Origin of the sequence: Saccharopolyspora sp. 7B, assembly GCF_020177435.1 — a bacterium.
Lineage (GTDB): Bacteria > Actinomycetota > Actinomycetes > Mycobacteriales > Pseudonocardiaceae > Saccharopolyspora_C > Saccharopolyspora_C gregorii.
On sequence record NZ_JAIUKC010000124.1, the window covers coordinates 1 to 18,247 of the forward strand.

13 protein-coding genes are annotated in these 18,247 nt (G+C 74.7%); 1 reads left to right on the top strand and 12 read right to left on the bottom strand.

Going from position 1 to position 18,247, the window contains the following annotated elements:
- The 3 genes from LCD33_RS19515 to LCD33_RS19525 all read right to left on the bottom strand — a co-directional run.
- Positions 1-1,473, bottom strand: a 1,473-nt coding sequence (locus LCD33_RS19515) for a PrsW family glutamic-type intramembrane protease (protein WP_224978124.1), incomplete at its 3' end; no start/stop codon positions are given.
- Between the two features lie 162 nt (positions 1,474-1,635).
- Positions 1,636-2,706, bottom strand: a complete 1,071-nt coding sequence (locus LCD33_RS19520; RefSeq protein ID WP_224978125.1) for a DUF6779 domain-containing protein — start codon at positions 2,704-2,706, stop codon at positions 1,636-1,638.
- Positions 2,707-2,853: 147 nt separating this feature from the next.
- A complete protein-coding gene (locus LCD33_RS19525; RefSeq protein WP_224959748.1) occupies positions 2,854-3,318 on the bottom strand; it encodes a DUF3180 domain-containing protein in 465 nt (154 codons plus the stop codon).
- 132 nt (positions 3,319-3,450) lie between these two features.
- Between LCD33_RS19525 and LCD33_RS19530 the strand changes: the two genes are divergently transcribed.
- Positions 3,451-4,395, top strand: a complete 945-nt coding sequence (locus LCD33_RS19530) for a MerR family transcriptional regulator (protein ID WP_224959714.1) — start codon at positions 3,451-3,453, stop codon at positions 4,393-4,395.
- Positions 4,396-4,438: 43 nt separating this feature from the next.
- Here LCD33_RS19530 and folK read toward each other — a convergent pair whose 3' ends face one another.
- The 9 genes from folK to dacB all read right to left on the bottom strand — a co-directional run bounded on the left by folK (position 4,439) and on the right by dacB (position 18,032).
- Entirely contained in the window at positions 4,439-4,936 is a 498-nt protein-coding gene (folK, locus tag LCD33_RS19535; protein WP_224978126.1) for a 2-amino-4-hydroxy-6-hydroxymethyldihydropteridine diphosphokinase, read from the bottom strand.
- Positions 4,933-5,316, bottom strand: coding sequence for a dihydroneopterin aldolase (gene folB / locus LCD33_RS19540; RefSeq protein WP_224959716.1), 384 nt, complete (start codon positions 5,314-5,316; stop codon positions 4,933-4,935). The genes folK and folB overlap by 4 nt, the downstream gene beginning before the upstream one ends.
- Positions 5,309-6,154: a dihydropteroate synthase gene (gene folP / locus LCD33_RS19545; protein WP_224959718.1), complete on the bottom strand. Its 846-nt coding sequence runs from the start codon at positions 6,152-6,154 to the stop codon at positions 5,309-5,311. Before folP ends, folB begins: the two co-directional genes overlap by 8 nt.
- Positions 6,154-6,783 carry a GTP cyclohydrolase I FolE gene (gene folE, locus LCD33_RS19550; protein ID WP_224959720.1) on the bottom strand — a complete coding sequence of 210 codons (630 nt, stop codon included), beginning with the start codon at positions 6,781-6,783 and terminating at the stop codon, positions 6,154-6,156. Before folE ends, folP begins: the two co-directional genes overlap by 1 nt.
- Positions 6,784-6,871: 88 nt before the next feature.
- Positions 6,872-9,379 carry an ATP-dependent zinc metalloprotease FtsH gene (gene ftsH / locus LCD33_RS19555; RefSeq protein WP_224978127.1) on the bottom strand — a complete coding sequence of 836 codons (2,508 nt, stop codon included), beginning with the start codon at positions 9,377-9,379 and terminating at the stop codon, positions 6,872-6,874.
- A gap of 219 nt (positions 9,380-9,598) precedes the next feature.
- Entirely contained in the window at positions 9,599-10,156 is a 558-nt protein-coding gene (hpt, locus tag LCD33_RS19560) for a hypoxanthine phosphoribosyltransferase (protein WP_224959724.1), read from the bottom strand.
- Between the two features lie 35 nt (positions 10,157-10,191).
- Complete coding sequence (gene tilS, locus LCD33_RS19565; protein WP_224959726.1) at positions 10,192-11,208, bottom strand: tRNA lysidine(34) synthetase TilS; 1,017 nt, start codon at positions 11,206-11,208, stop codon at positions 10,192-10,194.
- Positions 11,209-11,359: 151 nt separating this feature from the next.
- Positions 11,360-12,451, bottom strand: coding sequence for a zinc-dependent metalloprotease (locus tag LCD33_RS19570; protein ID WP_255617646.1), 1,092 nt, complete (start codon positions 12,449-12,451; stop codon positions 11,360-11,362).
- An 88-nt stretch (positions 12,452-12,539) separates the two neighbouring features.
- Positions 12,540-18,032: a D-alanyl-D-alanine carboxypeptidase/D-alanyl-D-alanine-endopeptidase gene (dacB, locus tag LCD33_RS29445; protein ID WP_224978128.1), complete on the bottom strand. Its 5,493-nt coding sequence runs from the start codon at positions 18,030-18,032 to the stop codon at positions 12,540-12,542.
- Positions 18,033-18,247 lie beyond the last annotated feature (215 nt).

The following is an 18,247-nucleotide window of genomic DNA, read 5'->3' on the forward strand; positions in this document are numbered from 1 at the left end:
GCTCCGCGGCGGGGTGCCGCCGCGGTCGCCCGGGTGCGCCGGGGCGTTCCTGGGCGGGGTGGGTGGCGGGTTCGGCTGCCTGCGGGGCGCGGCCTGCTGCGGACGCCCACCCGGCTGCTGCCGCGGGGCGGGGCGCCGCTGCTCACCGGCGAGGTCCGGACGCGGACGGGCTCCGGCGCGATCCGGTTGCGGTGCCGCGGCCGGGTTCCGGACGGGATCCACCGGGCGCTGCGGGCGGGCTCCCGGTCGGCGCACGCTCTGCGTCAGCTCGTGGATCTTCACCCGCGCCGTCTGGAACGCGTCCTGCGAACCGACCGCGGACCGGCGCGCCGCCTTCAACTCCTCGATCAACTTCTCCCGGCGGGCGCGGCGGACGGCGCTGGTGGTGCGGCCCTCGGCGGCGCGGTGCTGCAAGAACGCCAGCTCGGTCACGGCGATCTGGTAGTCCCGCACGGCCTTCGCCGGTTCCGCGCCCGCGCTCTGCCGGACCTTGCGCTGCCAGCCGCGGCGGCCCGCCAGCGAGGCCAGCATCTCCACCTCGCTGCGCGGGATCAGCCCGGCGCGCTGCAGCACCGGAAGCTGGTCGGCGACGATCCGCTGCTCCCGCTTGCGCTGCCACACCACGAGCCACCCGGTGCCCGCGAAGATCGGGAGCATGATCAGGAAGTACACGTTGAGGAAGCCGGTGCCGCCCAGCAGCGTCGACGCGTTCCACGCCGCGTGCAGCAGCACCGCCACCACGAACCCGCCGGCCGGCCACAGCAGCCGCTTCGTCGTGTCCGTGGTCCGCGAGGCCAGCCCGATGCCGATCCCGACCATCGAGGTGAACAGCGGGTGCGAGAACGGCGCCAGCACCCCGCGCAGGATGAACACGGCGATCACGCCACCCGCCGCGTTGCCCCAGCCGCCCTCGGAGAAGGCCTTGCCGAAGTACAGGATGTTCTCGGTGAACGCGAACCCGGCCGCGGTCAGGCCCGCGTAGACGATGCCGTCGACGAGCCCGTTGAACTCGGAACGCCGCCAGAACCACAGCGACACCACGAACAGCGCCTTCGCGCCCTCCTCCACCAGCGGCGCCATCAGCGCCCGCTCGAAGAACACGTGGTCGCTCGGCCCGAACAGCAGCTCGCCCAGCCCGATCACCGAGTCGTTGAGCAGCAGCGAGCAGCCCGTCGCACCTCCGGCGCCCCACAGGAACGCGCCGAGCATCAGCATCGGCGGCTCCGGTTCCCACCGGTCGATCCACACGATCGCGGCGAAGACCACGCCGACCGGGATCAGCGCCGCCAGCGCGCCCACCAGGGCGGGCAGCACCCCCACCCTGGAGGTCGCGACACCCACCATGACCAGGCCGATGATGCCGAGCAGCAGCAGCCCGGCCACCGGCCAGCCGACCGCGGAATGCTTGCGGGTCTGCAACCTGCGCGCACCGGAGAGGTCGGGCGCAGGACCGGGAAGATCAGGTGTGGACACGTCCGAAACCCTAGAACGCGGCCTCCGGCGCCCGCACCGCCTGGGGGCGGATGAGCACCGCTCGCCCGGCGGACTCCCGCGAGGTGACCGGGCGATTGGACCGGGCGGATCAGGCGGGTGGGCCGTTCACCGGGGCGGCGCGGGTGCCGCCCGGGACGGCGATCAGCCGCGGCGCCTGCGGCGGCGCTTGGACTCGCGGCCCTCGCCGGAGTCGCCGTAGGCGGCGAGCAGGTCGGTGACCGAGGTGCCCTCGGTGTGCGCTCCCGCCGGGACCTCGCTGGTCGGCAGCCGCCGGTCCGCGGCCTCGGCGTCCGGGGCGTCGGAAGCGGCGGGCCCGGGAGCCGGGGCGGGCTGCGCCGGGGTCGGGTCGGTGGGCGGTTGCGGCCCGGGTTCCGCCGCCTGCGGGGCCGGTTCCGGTTCGGGCCGGACCGGGCGCAACCGGTCCGAAGTGGACTCTGGCCAGGCGCCCTGCGCGCCGACGTGCGGCGGTTGCGGGCGGCGCGCCTCGGCGGCCTGCCGGGGCGCGGGCCTGCCGTGCGGCGGCCGGGACTTGCGGGACTTCGACGGCCGCGGCGGAGGCTGCTCCACCAGCGGCTGCGGGACGGGTTCGGCGGGCTGCTCGACCTGGCCCTGGTGCGCGGCGGGCAGCTGCCTGCCGCGCCCGTCGGGGTGCTGGATGACCCGCGGCTGCACGCCGGTGTCGCCGACGACCCGCTGGTGGGTGCCGGTGTCGCCGACGATCCGCGGCTGCTCGCCGGTCGCGGGACGCTCCGGCAGCGAGCGGACGCGGGTGGATTCGGCGCGCAGCGCGACCCGCTCGAACAGGACGTCCCCGCCGAGCATGTGCTCCAGGTTCTCCCGCAGGGCGCGCAGTTCGGCCTTCAGCGCCTGGATCTCCGCGTCCGACTCGGCGGCCGCGGTGCGCCGCGCCTCCGCTTCGGCCGCGGCTTCGAACTCGCGGCGCGCGGCGATCTCCCGCTCCAGTTCGAGCTCGTAGACGCGCTGCCGCTCCGCTTCCCGCTCGGCGGCCGCGGTGGCCTTGCCGCGCAGCTTCGCGACGCCGAACGCACCGAGCAGCGCCGCCCACAGCGCGGCGACCAGACCGAGCTTGAGCACCCGGGAATCGTTGCTCAGCACCAGGATCGCGGTCGCGGCGGCGGCGAGGACGAGGGCACCGACCCACAGCACCGACGGTCGCTGATCAGCGGCTGCGGAACGGGCGGAGTCGGACATGACCACACGGTACCCGGCCTTTATCCGATCGAGACCCGCAGGGAACGCGGCCATCCCCGGTTCGTCGGGGCGGCCCACGCCACGGCCGCCGAACGGAGCAGCGATTCGTTGCCGTGCAAGAGGAATCACCGCGTTCCGCGCCGGTGCTCAGCCCTCGTCGTCGTACGGCTCGTCCGGGTCGTCGGGATTGCGCAGGCAGTGCTCCAGCCACAACCCCGCGGCCACCAGCGCCACCGCGCTGATCAGGCCGATCACCGCCGCGGTGGTGTCCTCCCCCGCCGCCTGCACCGAATCGCGGATCGGCAGCAGGTAGCCGAGCAGCCCGAGCCACACCCCGCCCATGATCGAACCGGCCATGGAGGACGCCTTCGCCAGCGCGACCGCCCGCGCCGCGGGCAGCGCGTCCACCGGCTCGGTGCCGGGCTTGCGCTTGATGCGCGGCCGCAGCGTCACCGCCAGCAGCACGTCGACCACCGCGATCAGCAGCAGCGTCGCGCCCGCCAGCGCGGGCAGCCGCGGCAACCCGCCGTACGCGAAGCTCGCGCCCGCGTAGGCCAGGACCGCCGCGACCAGCGCCGCGGCGACCAGCTGCCGCGCCGGGGTGAACTTCATCCGCTCTTGCTGCCGTGGTGCCACGATCCCAGCATCGCAGAACGCGCGAACCGGGCGGCGGCAGCCGGTGGGCCACCCGGTCCGGAAAAGGGGCTTGAGCCTCCACCGGCTGGAGGGTCGAGGGTCTGGGACGTGGACGACGCGCAGCGCTACACGATCGGAGAGCTCTCCCGGCGGACCGGGCTGAGCGTGAAGACCATCCGCTTCTACTCCGACAGCGGTGTCGTGCCGCCCACCGACCGCACGCACGCGGGCTACCGGCTCTACGACGTGGAGTCGATCGCGAAGCTGGAACTGGTGCGCACCCTGCGCGAACTGGGCGCCGGGCTGGACGAGGTGCGCCGGGTGCTGGCCGCGGAGACCACGGTGCGGCGGCTCGCCGAGGCCCAGCTGGACCTGCTGGAGGACCAGCTGCGGCTGCTGCGGACCCGCCGCGCCGTGCTGCGGGCGGTCGTGCGACTGGACGGACCTACCGAAGAGGTGCAGCTCATGCACAAGCTGGCGACGATGTCCGACGCCGAGCGCAACCGGATCATCGACGAGTTCTGGGACGGGACGATCGGCGGTCTCGACGTGGACGCCGAGTTCGCGGCCTGGATGCGCTCGGCGAAACCGGCCTTGCCGGACGACCCGAGCACCGAGCAGGTGGAAGCCTGGATCGAGCTCGCCGAGCTCGTCTCCGACGACGACTTCCGCCGCGCGGTCCGCGCGCTGTGGGAGCAGCAGGCCGCGCAGCGCGCCGCGGGCGAGCAGTCGCCCCCGGTGCAGAAGCAGGAGCACGCCGCCCAGTGGTGGGCGCTGTTCGACGCCATCCGGGAGGCGCAGGAGGCCGGGCACGCTCCCGGCTCCGCCCGCGGCCGGGAGATCGGCGAGCGCGGGGCGGCCCTGTGGGCCGAGCAGCGCGGCGCACCGGACGACGCGGCGGGCCGTGCCGAGCTCGCCGCGGAGTTCGGCAAGCCCTACGACGAGCGGATGTCCCGCTACTGGGAACTGCTCGCGATCATCAACGAGTGGCCGCCGCACCCCACCACGGAGCGCCAGACCCGCTGGCTCGCCGACGCGGTGCGCGCGCTCTGACCCCGTGGACGGTCCCGCGGCCGGCGGGCCGTCCACCTGCGGATCAGGGGCGGAGCAGGAGGTCGTCGCGGCGGGTCACGGCCGCGGCGTCCGCGGCGGGCAACGCCGCGATGAGCTCGGCGATCGGGCCGTGCCCGGGCAGCACCGCGTCCGGTTCCAGCACGGCCCACGGGACGAGCACCGTCGCCCGTTCCGGGGTCCCCGGGTGGGGCAGCAGCAGCTCCGGCTCGTCGCTGCGCACGCCGTCCACCACGACCACGTCCACGTCGAGGGTGCGCGGGCCCCAGCGCTGCTCGCGCACCCGCTCGGCCGCGCGTTCCAGCTCCTGGCCGCGCCGCAACCAGCCCCACTCGTCGACGCCGTCGGCCCGCACCACGAGCACCGCGTTGAGGAAGTCCGGCTGGTCCACCACGCCCCACGGCGCCGTCTCGTACACCGGCGACACGGCCTCGACCGCGTCCCCGAACCCGGCGACCGCGGACCGCAGGTGCGCCAGCCGGTCCCCCAGGTTCGACCCGAGGGACAGCACCGCCCGGCTCACGCCGCGCCGCCGCGGGCCGCGCGCCGCGACCGGCGGATCGTGACCGCCACGTCGGCGAAGGTCAGCGGGATCGGCGCGGACGGCTTGTGGATCGTCACCTCGGCCGCGTGCGCCCGGTGGTCGGCCATGATGCCGTCGGCGATCTCCGCGGCCACCGTCTCGATCAGGTCGCGCGACGGGCCCGCGACGACGTCGGCGGCGCGCTGCGCCAGCTCGCCGTAGTTCAGCGTCTGCGCCAGGTCGTCGGCGGCGGCGGCGCCCGCCAGGTCCGCCCACACGGTGATGTCGACCAGGAACTCCTGGCCGTCCCGCTTCTCGTGCTCGAACACGCCGTGGTTGCCGCGCACCCGCAACCCGGTCAGCGCGATCCGGTCAGCCAACGGTCCCTCCCGCGTTCCAGGCCGCGGCCACCGCGACCGCGTCCAGCGAACTCCGCACGTCGTGCACCCGCACCGCCCACGCGCCGCGGTCCGCGGCCAGCGCCGACACCGCCGCCGTCGCCGTCTCCCGGCCCGCCGCCGGGCGCGGCTCGCCGTCCGCGCCGGCCAGCAGCCCGCCGAGGAAGCGCTTGCGGGACGCGCCCACCAGCACCGGGAACCCCAGGGCCACGAACTCGCCCAGCCGGTGCAGCAGCGCCCAGTCGTGCTCCCCGGTCTTCGCGAAGCCCAGGCCGGGGTCGAGCACGATCGCGTCCTCCCGCACTCCCGCCCGCAGCGCCGCGTCGACCTGCGCGAGCAGCTCGGAGCGCACGTCGGCGACCACGTCGCCGTAGGAGGCCAGCGAACCCATGTCCTTGCTGTGCCCGCGCCAGTGCATCAGCACCCACGGCAGCCCGGTGTCCGCGGCGACCCGCGCCATGTCCGGATCGGCCAGCCCGCCCGAGACGTCGTTGATCATCGCGGCGCCCGCGGCGGCGGTGGCGGCCGCGACCTCGGCGCGGGTGGTGTCCACGCTCACCGGCACCCCGGCGGCGACGAGCTCCGCCACCACCGGCAGCACCCGCTCGATCTCGGTGGCCGCGGCGACCCGGTCCGCGCCCGGACGCGTCGACTCACCGCCCACGTCGACGATGTCCGCGCCCAGCTCGAACATCTCCACGCCGTGCTCCACCGCGGCCTTCACGTCGAGGTAGCGGCCCCCGTCGGAGAACGAATCGGGCGTCACGTTCAGCACGCCCATCACGGCGCAGCGCGGTGGCCTCGGCAGGAGCGCACCCATCAGGAACCTCTGATCAGCGACAGCGCCTCGGACCGGGAGGAGGCGGAACTGCGGAAGATGCCGCGCACCGCGGACGTCGTCGTGGTGGACCCGGCCTTGCGCACCCCGCGCATCCCCATGCACAGGTGCTCGGCGTCCACGACGACGATCACGCCGCGCGGTTCGAGCTTGCGCACCAGCGCGTCGGCGACCTGCGAGGTCAACCGCTCCTGCACCTGCGGGCGCTTCGCGTACAGGTCGACCAGCCGCGCCAGCTTCGACAGGCCGGTGACCCGGCCCTTCTCGTTCGGGATGTAGCCGATGTGCGCGACCCCGTGGAACGGCAGCAGGTGGTGCTCGCACTGCGAGTACATCGGGATGTCGCGGACCAGCACGAGCTCCTCGTGCGCTTCGTCGAAGGTGCGGTCCAGCACCGCGTCCGGGTCGGTGTAGAGCCCGGCGAACAACTCCTCGTAGGCGCGGGCCACCCGCGCGGGCGTGTCCCGCAGGCCCTCGCGGTCCGGGTCCTCCCCGGCCGCGAGCAGCAGCTCCCGGATCGCCGCCGCGGCGCGCTCCTGGTCGAATGCGGGCCGCTCGAAACCGCCCGGGGCGTCGTCCTGCCCGGGCTGCTCACCGAGACTGCTGGTCACGTGTCGTTCCTCCACCGGCTCACCGCACCGAAGAGGGGCACCGCCGACGTGCGACGGCCCCCCTCTTCCGGTCTTGTCGCTCGGGCGCTCAGCGACCGCTCTCGCCCTTGTCCTCTCCCCGCTGCTCCGGGTCCGGGGACTGCTGGGACTCCGGGGGCCGCTGCGGGGACTGCTGCTCGGCGGACCCGGCGTTCGCCGCGTCCTGCTGCTGGGCCGCACCCGTCTGCGGGGCCTGCTGCGCACCGGCCGCGGGGTTCTGCTCCGCGGGCTGCTGCTGCGGCCGCTCCCAGGACGGGACCCACTGCTGGTACGGCTGCTGACCGGTCCCGCCCGGGGCCGTCGCCGGCGTCCAGCCGGGCGGGGCGCCGTAGTTCGGCGGCACCGCCTGCGGCTGGGCGTACTGGCCCGGCTGCCCCTGCGGGGGCTGGCCGTAGGGCTGCTGGCCCTGCGGGGGCTGCTGGCCGTACGGCTGCTGGCCCTGCGGTTGCTGCGGTTGCTGGCCCTGCGGAGGCTGCTGCTGGCCCTGCGGGTGCGGGAACTGCACCGTCCCCTGGCCGTGCGGCTGGTCCTGGTTGTGCTGACCGGCCGGAACGGCACCGGCGGGGACCGCACCGTTCGGTCCGGGCACCGGGTCGCTGAACCGCGGCGTCTCGACCGGCGGGGGCCACGGCTCACCGCGTTCGATCGCCAGCTCGCCGGGGGTCTTGATCGGCGGCTTCTCCGACGGGGTGCGCCCGCCGAAGTCGTTGAACGCCGTGATCCGGGGCCGCTTCTCGACCTTGGCGAAGATCCGCTCCAGGTCCTTGCGGACCAGCGTCTCCTTCTCCAGGACCTCCAGCACGAGCTCGTCGAGGACGTCGCGGTAGGTGTTGAGCACCTCCCACGCCTCGGTGTGCGCGGCTTCGATGAGCTTGCGCACCTCCTCGTCGATCTCGTGCGCGACCTCCAGCGAGTAGTTCGGCTGCTGCCCGGCGGAGCGGCCCAGGAACGGGTCGCCCTCCTCCTTGCCGTACTTGACGGCGCCGAGGCGCGCGGTCATGCCGTACTCGGTGACCATCGCGCGGGCGATCTTGGTCGCCTGCTCGATGTCGCTGGAGGCACCGGTGGTGGGCTCGTGGAACACGAGCTCCTCCGCCGACCGGCCGCCGAGCGCGAACACCAGGCGCCCGATCATCTCCGAGCGGGTCATCATGTCCTTGTCGTCCTCGGGGACGACGAGCGCGTGCCCACCGGTGCGGCCGCGCGGCAGGATCGTGAGCTTGTAGACCGGGTCCACGTCCGGCATCGCCCAGGCGGCCAGCGCGTGCCCGCCCTCGTGGTACGCCGTGATCTTCTTGTCCCGCTCCGAGATGATCTTGCTCTTGCGGCGCGGGCCGCCGATCACCCGGTCGACCGACTCCTCCAGAGCGGCACCGGTGATCAGCTGGCCGTTCTCCCGGGCCGTGAGCAGCGCGGCCTCGTTGACCACGTTCTCCAGGTCGGCGCCCGAGAACCCGACGGTGCGCTTGGCCAGGCCCTCCATGTCGGCGTCCTGCGCCAGCGGCTTGCCCTTCGAGTGCACGCCCAGGATGGCCTTGCGGCCGCGCAGGTCCGGCGCCGAGACGGGGATCTGCCGGTCGAAGCGGCCCGGGCGCAGCAGCGCCGGGTCCAGGATGTCCGGCCGGTTCGTCGCCGCGATCAGGATGATCCCGCCGCGCGAGTCGAACCCGTCCATCTCCACCAGCAGCTGGTTCAGCGTCTGCTCGCGCTCGTCGTGCCCACCGCCGAGACCCGCGCCGCGCTGGCGGCCGACCGCGTCGATCTCGTCGACGAAGATGATGCACGGCGCGTTCTGCTTGGCCTGCTCGAACAGGTCGCGGACGCGGGAGGCGCCGACGCCGACGAACATCTCCACGAAGTCCGAACCGGAGATCGAGTAGAACGGCACGCCGGCCTCACCGGCGACCGCCCGCGCCAGCAGCGTCTTGCCGGTGCCGGGCGGGCCGTACAGCAGCACGCCCTTCGGGATCTTCGCGCCCAGTGCCTGGTAGCGGCCGGGGTTCTGCAGGAAGTCCTTGATCTCGTGCAGCTCCTCGACGGCCTCGTCCGCACCGGCGACGTCGTTGAACAGCGTCTTCGGCATGTCCTTGGTGAGCTGCTTGGCCTTGGACTTGCCGAAGTTCATCACCCGGTTCCCGCCGCCCTGGACGTTGTTCATCATCCACATGAGCAGCAGCACCAGCAGGCCGATCGGGAGCAGGTAGATCAGCATCTGCGTCCAGAACGAGTCCTGGGTGACCTCGGTGTTCCACTTGTCGACGTTCGACTGCCGGATGTCGTCGACCACCGCATCGGTGGCACCGGCGGGGTATTGCGCCATCAGCTGGTCGCTGTTGGCGAAGCTCTGGCCCTGCTTGAGGGTCAGCAGCACCCGCTGTTCCTTGTCCTGGATGGTCGCCTCGGCCACCTTGCCCTCGGAAATCTGCCGGAGAGCGTCGGAGGTCGAGACCTGCTGATAGGCCTTCGTCTCGTCGAAGAGCACGCTGAGGCTCATGATCAGCGCTAACACCGCCAGGATCCAGAGCAGCGGGTTACGGAGCAGGCGCTTGAGGTCCATTCACTTGCGGCCGGCGGTCGGCCTCGACCCTCCCTGACTTCACTTCGGGCAACGGCACCGGTGAACGGCGCACGAACCGTCGCCGCCGTCAACCCCCTCGGACCAGCGTACCGGCCGCGGCGAGCGCGCCACCACGCCGAGCGTTGTGCAGGTCGGCAACCCTACCCCGGATCGGAACCGGACCTTTCTCGCACCCGGCCCGGCCAGCGGCAAGAGGGATCACCGCCCGGAGGTGTAGACCTTCGGGTCCAGGGTGCCGATGTGCGGCAGGTCCCGGTACCGCTCCGCGTAGTCCAGCCCGTAGCCGACGACGAACTCGTTCGGGATGTCGAACCCGACGTAGCGGACCGGCACGTCCACCTGGACCGCGTCCGGCTTGCGCAGCAGCGTGCACACCTCCAGCGAGGCGGGGTTGCGCGCGGTCAGGTTCTTCAGCAACCAGGACAGCGTGAGACCGGAGTCGATGATGTCCTCGACGATCAGCACGTGCCTGCCCGCGATGTCCCGGTCCAGGTCCTTCAAGATCCGCACCACGCCGGAGGACGAGGTGGACGAGCCGTAGGAGCTCACCGCCATGAACTCCAGCTGCGCGGGCCGCGGCAGCGCCCTGGCCAGGTCGGTCATGAACATGACCGCGCCCTTGAGCACGCCCACCAGCAGCAGGTCGCCCCCTTGGGCGTCCTGGTAGTCCTCGGCGACCTGCTCGGCCAGTTCGGCCGTCTTGTCGCGGATCTGCTGCTCGGTGATGAGCACTGAAGCGATGTCGCCGTCGTACACCGGACCGGCTTCCCCTTTCGCTGTTGGACGGACGTTCACCCGCCGATCACCCGACCGGCGGTTCCCCGTCCACCACGTTCCACCTGAAGCGTGCCATGCGTCCGGCGGAGCACAAAGCCGCCCGGAAGCGCGTGCGGGCCCTGACCGCGCCACGCGCCCGCGAGCGCGTCCGCCGCGCGCAGGTGCGCGTCCGAGACCTCGGCGACCCCGCGTTCCAGCAACCAGCCGCGCAGCACCCGGCGCCGGAGCGCGGGCGGGTGCTCGGCGAGGGCTCGCGCGTCCAGGCCCGCACCCCGTTCGACCTGCGCACGGACCGCCGCGGCGACCTCGTCGAGGGCGTCGGCGTCCTCCCGGAGCTGGCGCGCGGTGCGGGCGAGCGCATCGGCGACACCGCCGTTGAGGACGTCCTCCAGCAGCGGCAGGACCGCTGTGCGCAACCGCACACGCGTGAACCGGCTCTCGCCGTTGTGCGGGTCCTGCCACGGCGTCAGCCCGGCTTCGGCGCACGCCCGCTCGGTCGTCCCGCGCGGCACGTCCAGCAGCGGCCGCGCCCACGGCGGCGACCACGGGCGCATCCCGGCGATGGAGCGGGCGCCGGAACCGCGGCCGAGGCCCAGCAGCACCGTTTCGGCCTGGTCGTCGCGGGTGTGCCCGAGCAGCACCGCGCTCCCGTCCGGACGGTCCGCGTCCAGCGCCGCGTACCGGGCGCGGCGGGCGGCGGCTTCCGGCCCACCGCCGCCGGTGACCTGCACCGGCAGCACCCGCACGTCGGTGTAGCCGAGCTCGTCGAGCTGCGCGGCGGCCCGCTCGGCCACCTCGGCGGAACCCCGCTGCAGGCCGTGGTCGACGACCCGCGCGCACACCCGCAGGCCGCGGCCGCGGGCGAGGTGGGCGGTGGCGGCGGCGAGCGCCAACGAGTCGGCACCGCCGGAGCACGCCACCACCAGCGGTGCGTCCCGCAGCGCGGGGTGGGCGGCGAGGAGGTCGCGGACCGCGGTCCGCACGGCCAGCAGCGCGGGCCCCGCGGCGCGCTCGGATCGGCCAGGAGTCACCGGCCCATTCTCGGCGGCCCCCGCGGCGCGCCACGACCCAGGTCAACGGCCCGCCCGCGAACGGTGGTCCCGGTATCAGGCCCCAGGTCCGGCGCTCAGCCGGGCCATCCGAAAGCCCGGCGGTCAACCGGGGCAGCCCCAGGTGCGGCGGTCAGCCGTGGACGCGGCGCAGCCAGGATGCGGGATCGGTGGTCTCCGCCCGGGTCGGCAGGTGCTCCGGGGAGGTCCACACCGCGTTGAAGCCGTCCATCCCCACCCGGTCCACGACGTACCGGGTGAACGCCGCGCCCTGCGCGTACTGGCGCATCTTGGCGTCCACGCCGAGCAGGCTGCGCAGCAGCCGGTCCAGCACCCCGCCGCCCTGGCGGCGCTCGGTGAACCGGCGGCGGATGGTGGCCACACTGGGCACCACGCTCGGCCCGACCGCGTCCATCACGTGGTCCGCGTGCCCCTCCAGCAGGGTGGACAGCGCCAGGATCCGGTCCAGCGCGGCGCGCTGCCGCGGCCCCTGCAGCAGCTCGACCACACCGAGCACGCCGGGGCTGGACCGCGCGTCCGGCCCGGCGCGCACCCCGCGCACGATCGCGGGCAGCCTGCCCAGCAGCTCGCCGGGGGAGGAATCCAGGTCCGAGAGCAGCATGCCGAGGCTGTCCGCGAAGTGGTCCCGCAGCCACGGCACCGCGTTGAACTGCAACCGGTGCGTCGACTCGTGCAGGCACACCCACATCGTGAAGTCGTCGGCGGGCACGTCCAGCGCCCGCTGCGCGGCCACGATGTTCGGCGCCACCAGCAGCAGCCGCCCGGGCCGGGTGCCGCGCTCGCTGGGCAGGAACGGGTCGTACTGCCCGAGGACCTTCGTGCCCAGGTACGACAGCACCAGCCCGGCCTGCACGCCCGCGCCCCGGGCACCCAGCCCGCCGAGCGGATCGTCGCCGGAACCGGTGCCGCGGGAGCGCAGCGCGATGCCCGTCAGCTCGGAGAGGCCCTGCGCGGCGGCCCGCACCCACTCCCGCCGATCCACCACGTCGCCTTCGAGCACCGGCAGGTCCAGGCCGAGCCCGGTCAGCTCCCGCACGTGCGTTTCGGCGGCCACCCCGGCCCGGCGCAGCGAGCGGACCGCGTGCACCGCGTCCTCGCGGGGGACGTCGGGTCCGCTGCGCATCAACCGGCCCGCGGTCGCGGCCGCCAGGTCCCAGTCGAGCGAGCGCTGCGCGCCGTCCCGGCCGTGCGGTCGGGGCGGCAGCGTCGCGGATCGCGGAGTCACGGAATCGACCGTACTCCGGTCGCGACGAGCGGCGACACCGCTGGCCGAGCCCGGTGCGAGCCCGCGATCAGCGGCAACCGCACTGCTGGACGGCCGCGACGACCTCGTCGAGCGCGGGCCGGACCTGCGTCGGCGGGCTGGTGCTGTTGGACATCAGCGCGAACACCAGCAGCCGGCCGTCCTCGGTGAGGATCGTCCCGGACAGGCTGTTCGCCCCGTCGAGGGTGCCGGTCTTCGCGCGGACCCAGCCGCGGCCCGCGCCGTCGCCGTAGCGGTCGGCGAGGCTGCCGGAGCCGCCCGCGACGGGCAGGCCGGTGAGCAGCGCGCGCAGCTTCGCGCTCTTGGCGGGCAGGCCGCCGTCGCGCTCCGGTTCAGCGGCGGTGGCCATCAACCCGGCCAGCACCTTCGCCGGGATGCGGTCCTCCGTGGACAGGCCGCTGCCGTCGGACATCTGCACGCCCGTGAGGTCGACGCCGTTGCGCTGCAGCACCTCGCGCACCGCCTGCACCGAACCGGCGAAGGACGGTTCCTTCCCGGTCTTGATCGCGACTTCGCGGCCCAGCGCCTCGGCCAGCACGTTGTCCGAGTGGATCAGCGTGCTCTCGACGAGCTTGCGCATCGTCGCCGACCGCACCGCACCGAGCCGCTGGGCGCCGCGCGGCGCGGTCCCCTCGGACACCGCGGAGGCGGGCACGCCCAACCGCTGCGCGAGTTCCCGACCGGCCTGCTCGGCGGGGTTCTGGGTCCGCGAGTCGTACTCCTCGGTCGGGTCGCCGGTGCGCCCGCCGTCGGCCATCACGGACTCCATCGGCGCCATGATCCCGTCGCCGACGTCCCCGGGCAGCCAGCCGGGGGCCATCGTCGGCCCCCGGTAGCGGCTGTTGTCCACCTGGATCGAGGTGACCTGGCCGCCGGTCGCCGCCCGCACCTGCTCGGCGAGGTCGTCGAAGCGGCCCGCGCCCGGGTACACCGACTCCTGGCCCGCGGGCATCGTCGACAACGTCGGGTCGCCGCCGCCGACGAGCACCACGCTGCCGGGCTGGGAACCGCGCACCACCTCGGTGGTGAACCGGGCGTCGTGGTCGAGCTCCAGCATCGCGGCGCTGGTCGTGAGCAACTTGCCGGTGGAGGCGGGCATCATCGGCGTGTCCTGCTGCCGCTCCCACAGCGTCTTCCCGGACCGCACGTCGACGACCGCACCGGTGACCGGCGCCAGCACCGGGTTCGCCAGCGGGCCGCTGACCGCCGCCTCGATGCCGGAACCGCTCGGCTCCGGCGCGTCCATCCCGACCGGGCGGATCGACGGGGACAGCCGCACCGGAGCGGGCGGATCGGCCAGCTGGGCGGCGCTGATCCCGTTGATCAACGCCGGGACGCCGACCGCGAGACCCGCGCCCAGCACGACCACGGTCAACACCGCCAGCAGCACCGTGGCGCGCCTGCGCCGCGGCGCCGGGGCCGCTTCGGCGGGAGCGTCCTCGTGCTCCTCGTAGCCGTCGTACCGCTCGTCCTCGTGCGGTTCCGCGGGCTGGGCCTGCTCCTGGGGCCGCGGCGGCTGCGCGGGAACGGCGAAGTCCTGCGGCTGCGCGTGCCGTTGCGGCTGCGCGTGCCGTTGCGGCTGCGGGGGCTGCTGCTGTTGCGGTGGGCGGTGCGGCGCGACCGGGATGGTGCGCGGCGGCGGAGGTTGCTGCCCCTGCTGCCTGCCGGGCGGCGGGCCGGAGAAGTCGGGGCGGCGGAACTGCTGGGTGCGCTCCGCGTCCGAAGGGCCGGGCACCGGGCGCGACGGCTGCTGCGGCGCGGGCGGGACGATCGGGATCCGGGTGGTCGGCGGACCCTGGTCGAACGCCTGCGGGCGCGGCCGGTCGGCGGGGCGGTCCTGCGGGGGTTCGGTGCGGCCCTGCTGCTGCGGGTCCTGGGGCTGCCGACCCTGCTGGGGGCGCTGCTGCTGGTCGGGCTGCTTCGCGGCCTGCTGCTGGTCCGGCTGCTTCGGAGCGTGCTGCTCGCCGGGCTGCTTCGGAGCCTGCTGGTCCGATTGCTTCGGAGCCTGCTGCTCGCGGCGTCGAGCCTCCTGCTCCAGGTCGGCCAGGCTGAACTGCTGGGTGTCGTCGATCCGCCGGAACTGCTGGGTCTGCTCGGCGGGCGGCGGCCCGATCGGCGTCCCGGCATCCGCGGTGAACGCGGAGTCCACCGCGGGCGGCTGCTCGACGTGCGGCCGGGGATCGGTGGATGACGGCGGGGCGGCGCCCGCATCGGCGGAGAACGCCGAGTCCACGGGCTCGTCCCGGTCGTCCGCGGCCTCCTCGGGCTCCGCCTCGACCCGGGCCTGCTCGGCGGTCGGCCACTCGTCGCGGGTCCGCTCCTCGGCCGCCCGGCGGCGGTCGACGCGGGCGGTCCCGTCCTCGACGGCGGGGAGCCGGCCGGTGTCGGCGGTCGGATCCCGGTCCGTGCTCGGGGCGGTACCGCGGGTGGCGTCCGCGTCCTGGTCGGCCGTCGCGTCGCGGTCGACGTCGGTGGTCCGCTCGGCCGGTTCGGTGGCCTGGCCGCCGGAGGATGCCGGATGGCCGGGAGCGGCCGGGGCGTCGGTGGTGTCCGGGCGGTCGGCGGTGGTCGAGCGGTCGGCGTCCGCGGTCGTCGAGCGGTCCGCGGTCGTCGAGCGGTCGGCGAGGGCGCTGCGGTCCAAGCGTTCCGTCGCGGGCGCGGAGCGCTCGGTCGTGCCCGTCCGGCCGGAGTCCTGCTCGGAGCTCGGCGCCTCCGCGGGCACCGCCCGCTGCGGGCCGGTGGCTTCGACGTCCTCGGTGAGCTCGGCCTGCGCGGCCACCGCGGTGTCCAGCGGCACGTCCACCGCCGCGCCGGCGCCCTCGGCCTCGGTCTCGGAGGGCCGGGGCTCAGCCGCGGTCGCCGGCTGCTGCGGCCCGGTGGCCTCGGTGTCCTCCGCCGGCTCCGCCCGGCTGACGGCGGCGGCCTGCTCCGGGTCGGCCACCTCGAAGTCCGGCGCGGCGCGCTCGGTCGTCCGCTCGTCGGTGGCCCGCTCGTCGGTGGCCTGCTCGTCAGAGGTGGTCCACTCGTCAGAGGTCGTCCGCTCGTCGGAGGTCGTCCGCTCGTCAGAGGTGGTCCGCTCGTCGGAGGTCGTCCGCTCGTCAGAGGTGGTCCGCTCGTCGGAGGTGGTCCGCTCGTCGGAGGTCTGCTCGTCAGCCTTCTGCTCACCGACGGTCTGCTCGCCGGTGGTCTGCTCGTCGGTGGTCCGGTCGCCCGTGGTCCCGGCGTCCGCAGCCCAGCCGTCCTGAGTCCAGCGGCCCTCGGTCCAGCCGTCCTGGGTCCAGTGATCGGTGGCCTGGTCGTCGGTGGTCCGGTCGCTGGTGGTCCGGTGGTCGGTGTCCTGGCGGCCCGTGGCGCGCTCGGCGGTGGTCCGGTGGTCCGGGGCCGAGTCCTCGGATGCCCGCTTCGCGGGCCGGTCCGAGCCGTCCTCCGAGGCGGAACGATCGGTCCGGCCCGGTGCGTCCTCGTCCACCCCGTCCGCGTCCCCGGCAGCGTCCTCACCGGTGCGGCCGTCCGCGGTGGCCGGGGAGCCGGCCGGATCAGCAGCGGCCGTGGCGCCGGTCGCCGAGTCGGCGGGACCGTCCGCGTCGGCGGGACCGTCCGCGTCGGCGGGACCGTCCGCGTCGGCGGTGCTCGCCGAGCTCCCGCTGCTCGGCCGGGTCGCACCGCCAGTGCTCTCCGCATCGGATTCCGCGGCGGGGGCCGCCTGCTCCGCTGCCGCGCCGGTCCGCTCGTCTCCGGTGCTCCCGTCTCCGGTGTTCCCGTCCTCGGCGTTCGCCGTCTCGTCGGCGGTGTCCGCGGCGGTCCCGCGCTGCGCCGAGGTCGTCGAGCCGTGCCCGGCGGCGCGCTCCTGCGCGGCCGACCGCTCCGCCGACTCCGCCGTCGCCGACTCCGCCGTCGGGTCCGCGTCCGCGGAACCCGGATCCGTCGGACCCCGAGCGCCCGAGGGGCGGTCGTCCGCAACCGAGCCGTCCGAAGGGTGGTCAGCCGAAGGCCGGTCACCCGCGAGCTGGTCACCCGAAGGCTCGGCCGCCGCGTCCGCGGACCGCTCCTCGGACGACGCGCCCGAAGTTCCCGGTCCCGTCGCTTCCGCGTCCGAACGGTCGTCAGCCGAACCGGGCGCGGACGCCGCGCCCGGGACCGCACCGCGGAACGCGGTGTCCAGCACACCGGAGACCCGCCCGGTCACCTGGGACCCGGTCGTCTGCCAGCCGGAGAAGTCGTGCGCGGCGGCTTCCCGCCCGGCCTCGGGCTCCACCGAGCCGACGAAGCCGACCGGCCGGGAGCTGATCGAGTTCGGTTCGGCCTGGACGTCGCCGCGCAGGGAGCCGCGGACGGTCGATCCCGGACCCGTGCCCGGCGCGCCGCCGGACCCGTCCACCGAGGCAGAGCCGGTCCCGTCCACCGAGGCGGAACCGGTCCCGTCCACCGAGGCAGAGCCGGTCCCGTCCGCCGGCGCGGCGCCGGTCGCGGTCGAGCCGTCGCCGCCGGCCGGGGCCTCGTCCCGCTCCGCTGAGCCTTCCCCCTGTTCCTCGGGGTCCTGCGTCGGGAAGTCCTGCTCGTCGGCCGCGGGGCCCGCGTCCGCGGCAGCCGATCCACTCGCGCCGCCGGTCGCCCGGCTCGCTCCCGCATCGTCCGATCCGGCGCCGTCCGATCCGGGGTCCGCCGAGCGCGCACCGTCCAACCCGGCGTCCACCGGACGAGCGCCGTCCGATCCGGCGCCGTCCGTTCCAGCGTCATCCGATCCAGCGCCCGCCGAGCGAGAGCCATCCGATTCGGCGCCATCCGATTCGGCGCCATCCGAACCGGCGTCCGCCGAGCGGGCGTCCGCCGAGCGGGCGTCCGCCGAACTCGGGCCACCCGTTCCGGCATGACCCGATCCGTCGTCCTCCGCGTCGCCCTCGGGCAGCCGCCCGGTCACGGTCCGGTCCAGCGTGCCCGGCTTCGAGTCGGCGGTACCCCGCCCGGAACCGCTCGCTCCGGCCCCGTCCCGCTGCGTGCGCGAAGCGTCGGTCCCACCGGCTGCCGCATCGCCCTCGGAGGAGTCACCATCGAAGTCGGCGGAATCGGCGTCAGCGGAATCGGCGTCGGCAGACTCAGCGCCGGTCGAGCCCGCTTCAGCGGAGGTGTCGGCGGAATCCGCAGCCGCATCCCCGTCCGATCCGGGCTCGGCCGCGGACCGCTCCTCCTCCGCGGCGGCGGAACCGGTACCGGCCCGCGCGGTGCCACCGGATTCCGCGTTCCCACCGGATTCCGCGTTCCCACCGGATTCCGCGGTTCCCGCGCCGTCATCGCTGGTGGAGTCGGTTCGATCGTCCTTCACCGGCTGTCCATCGCCGGAAGGCTCCGATTCGTTCCCGCGCGCGGGAGGGGCGGCCTCCTGGTCCTCGACCGGGAACCCCTCCGCCTCGCTCTCCGCGAGCCGCTGCCGCTCGGGCCGCTCGGCGTTGCCGCCCCGCTCGTCGCCCGGCGAACCTGCTGCTGAAGCGTTCGAGGACTGCTCGGCGGCATCGGGCTCGGACACCTCACCCCTGAGGCGGTGGGGTTCGGGCACGGGCTTCCTCCTCGACGGTGCGCAAGACTGCCAGATGCGAGCTGCCGCACTGCGGTGGGGCTCGGCGCGCGGCCGTGGTCCACACTAGACGTGGTCGTGCCGCATCACGGGCGGCCACTCCGACGTGTGAGCCTGCGGCTCGGCCTCGGGTGACGCCGTGCGGTGACTGACGAAATCATCGCAGG

Bases quoted from the DNA above. Each gene is read 5' to 3' on its own strand.
- LCD33_RS19520 (WP_224978125.1), bottom strand. From the start codon at position 2,706: ATGTCCGACTCCGCCCGTTCCGCAGCCGCTGATCAGCGACCGTCGGTG.
- LCD33_RS19525 (WP_224959748.1), bottom strand. From the start codon at position 3,318: ATGAAGTTCACCCCGGCGCGGCAGCTGGTCGCCGCGGCGCTGGTCGCG.
- folP (WP_224959718.1), bottom strand. From the start codon at position 6,154: ATGGGTGCGCTCCTGCCGAGGCCACCGCGCTGCGCCGTGATGGGCGTG.
- ftsH (WP_224978127.1), bottom strand. From the start codon at position 9,379: ATGGACCTCAAGCGCCTGCTCCGTAACCCGCTGCTCTGGATCCTGGCG.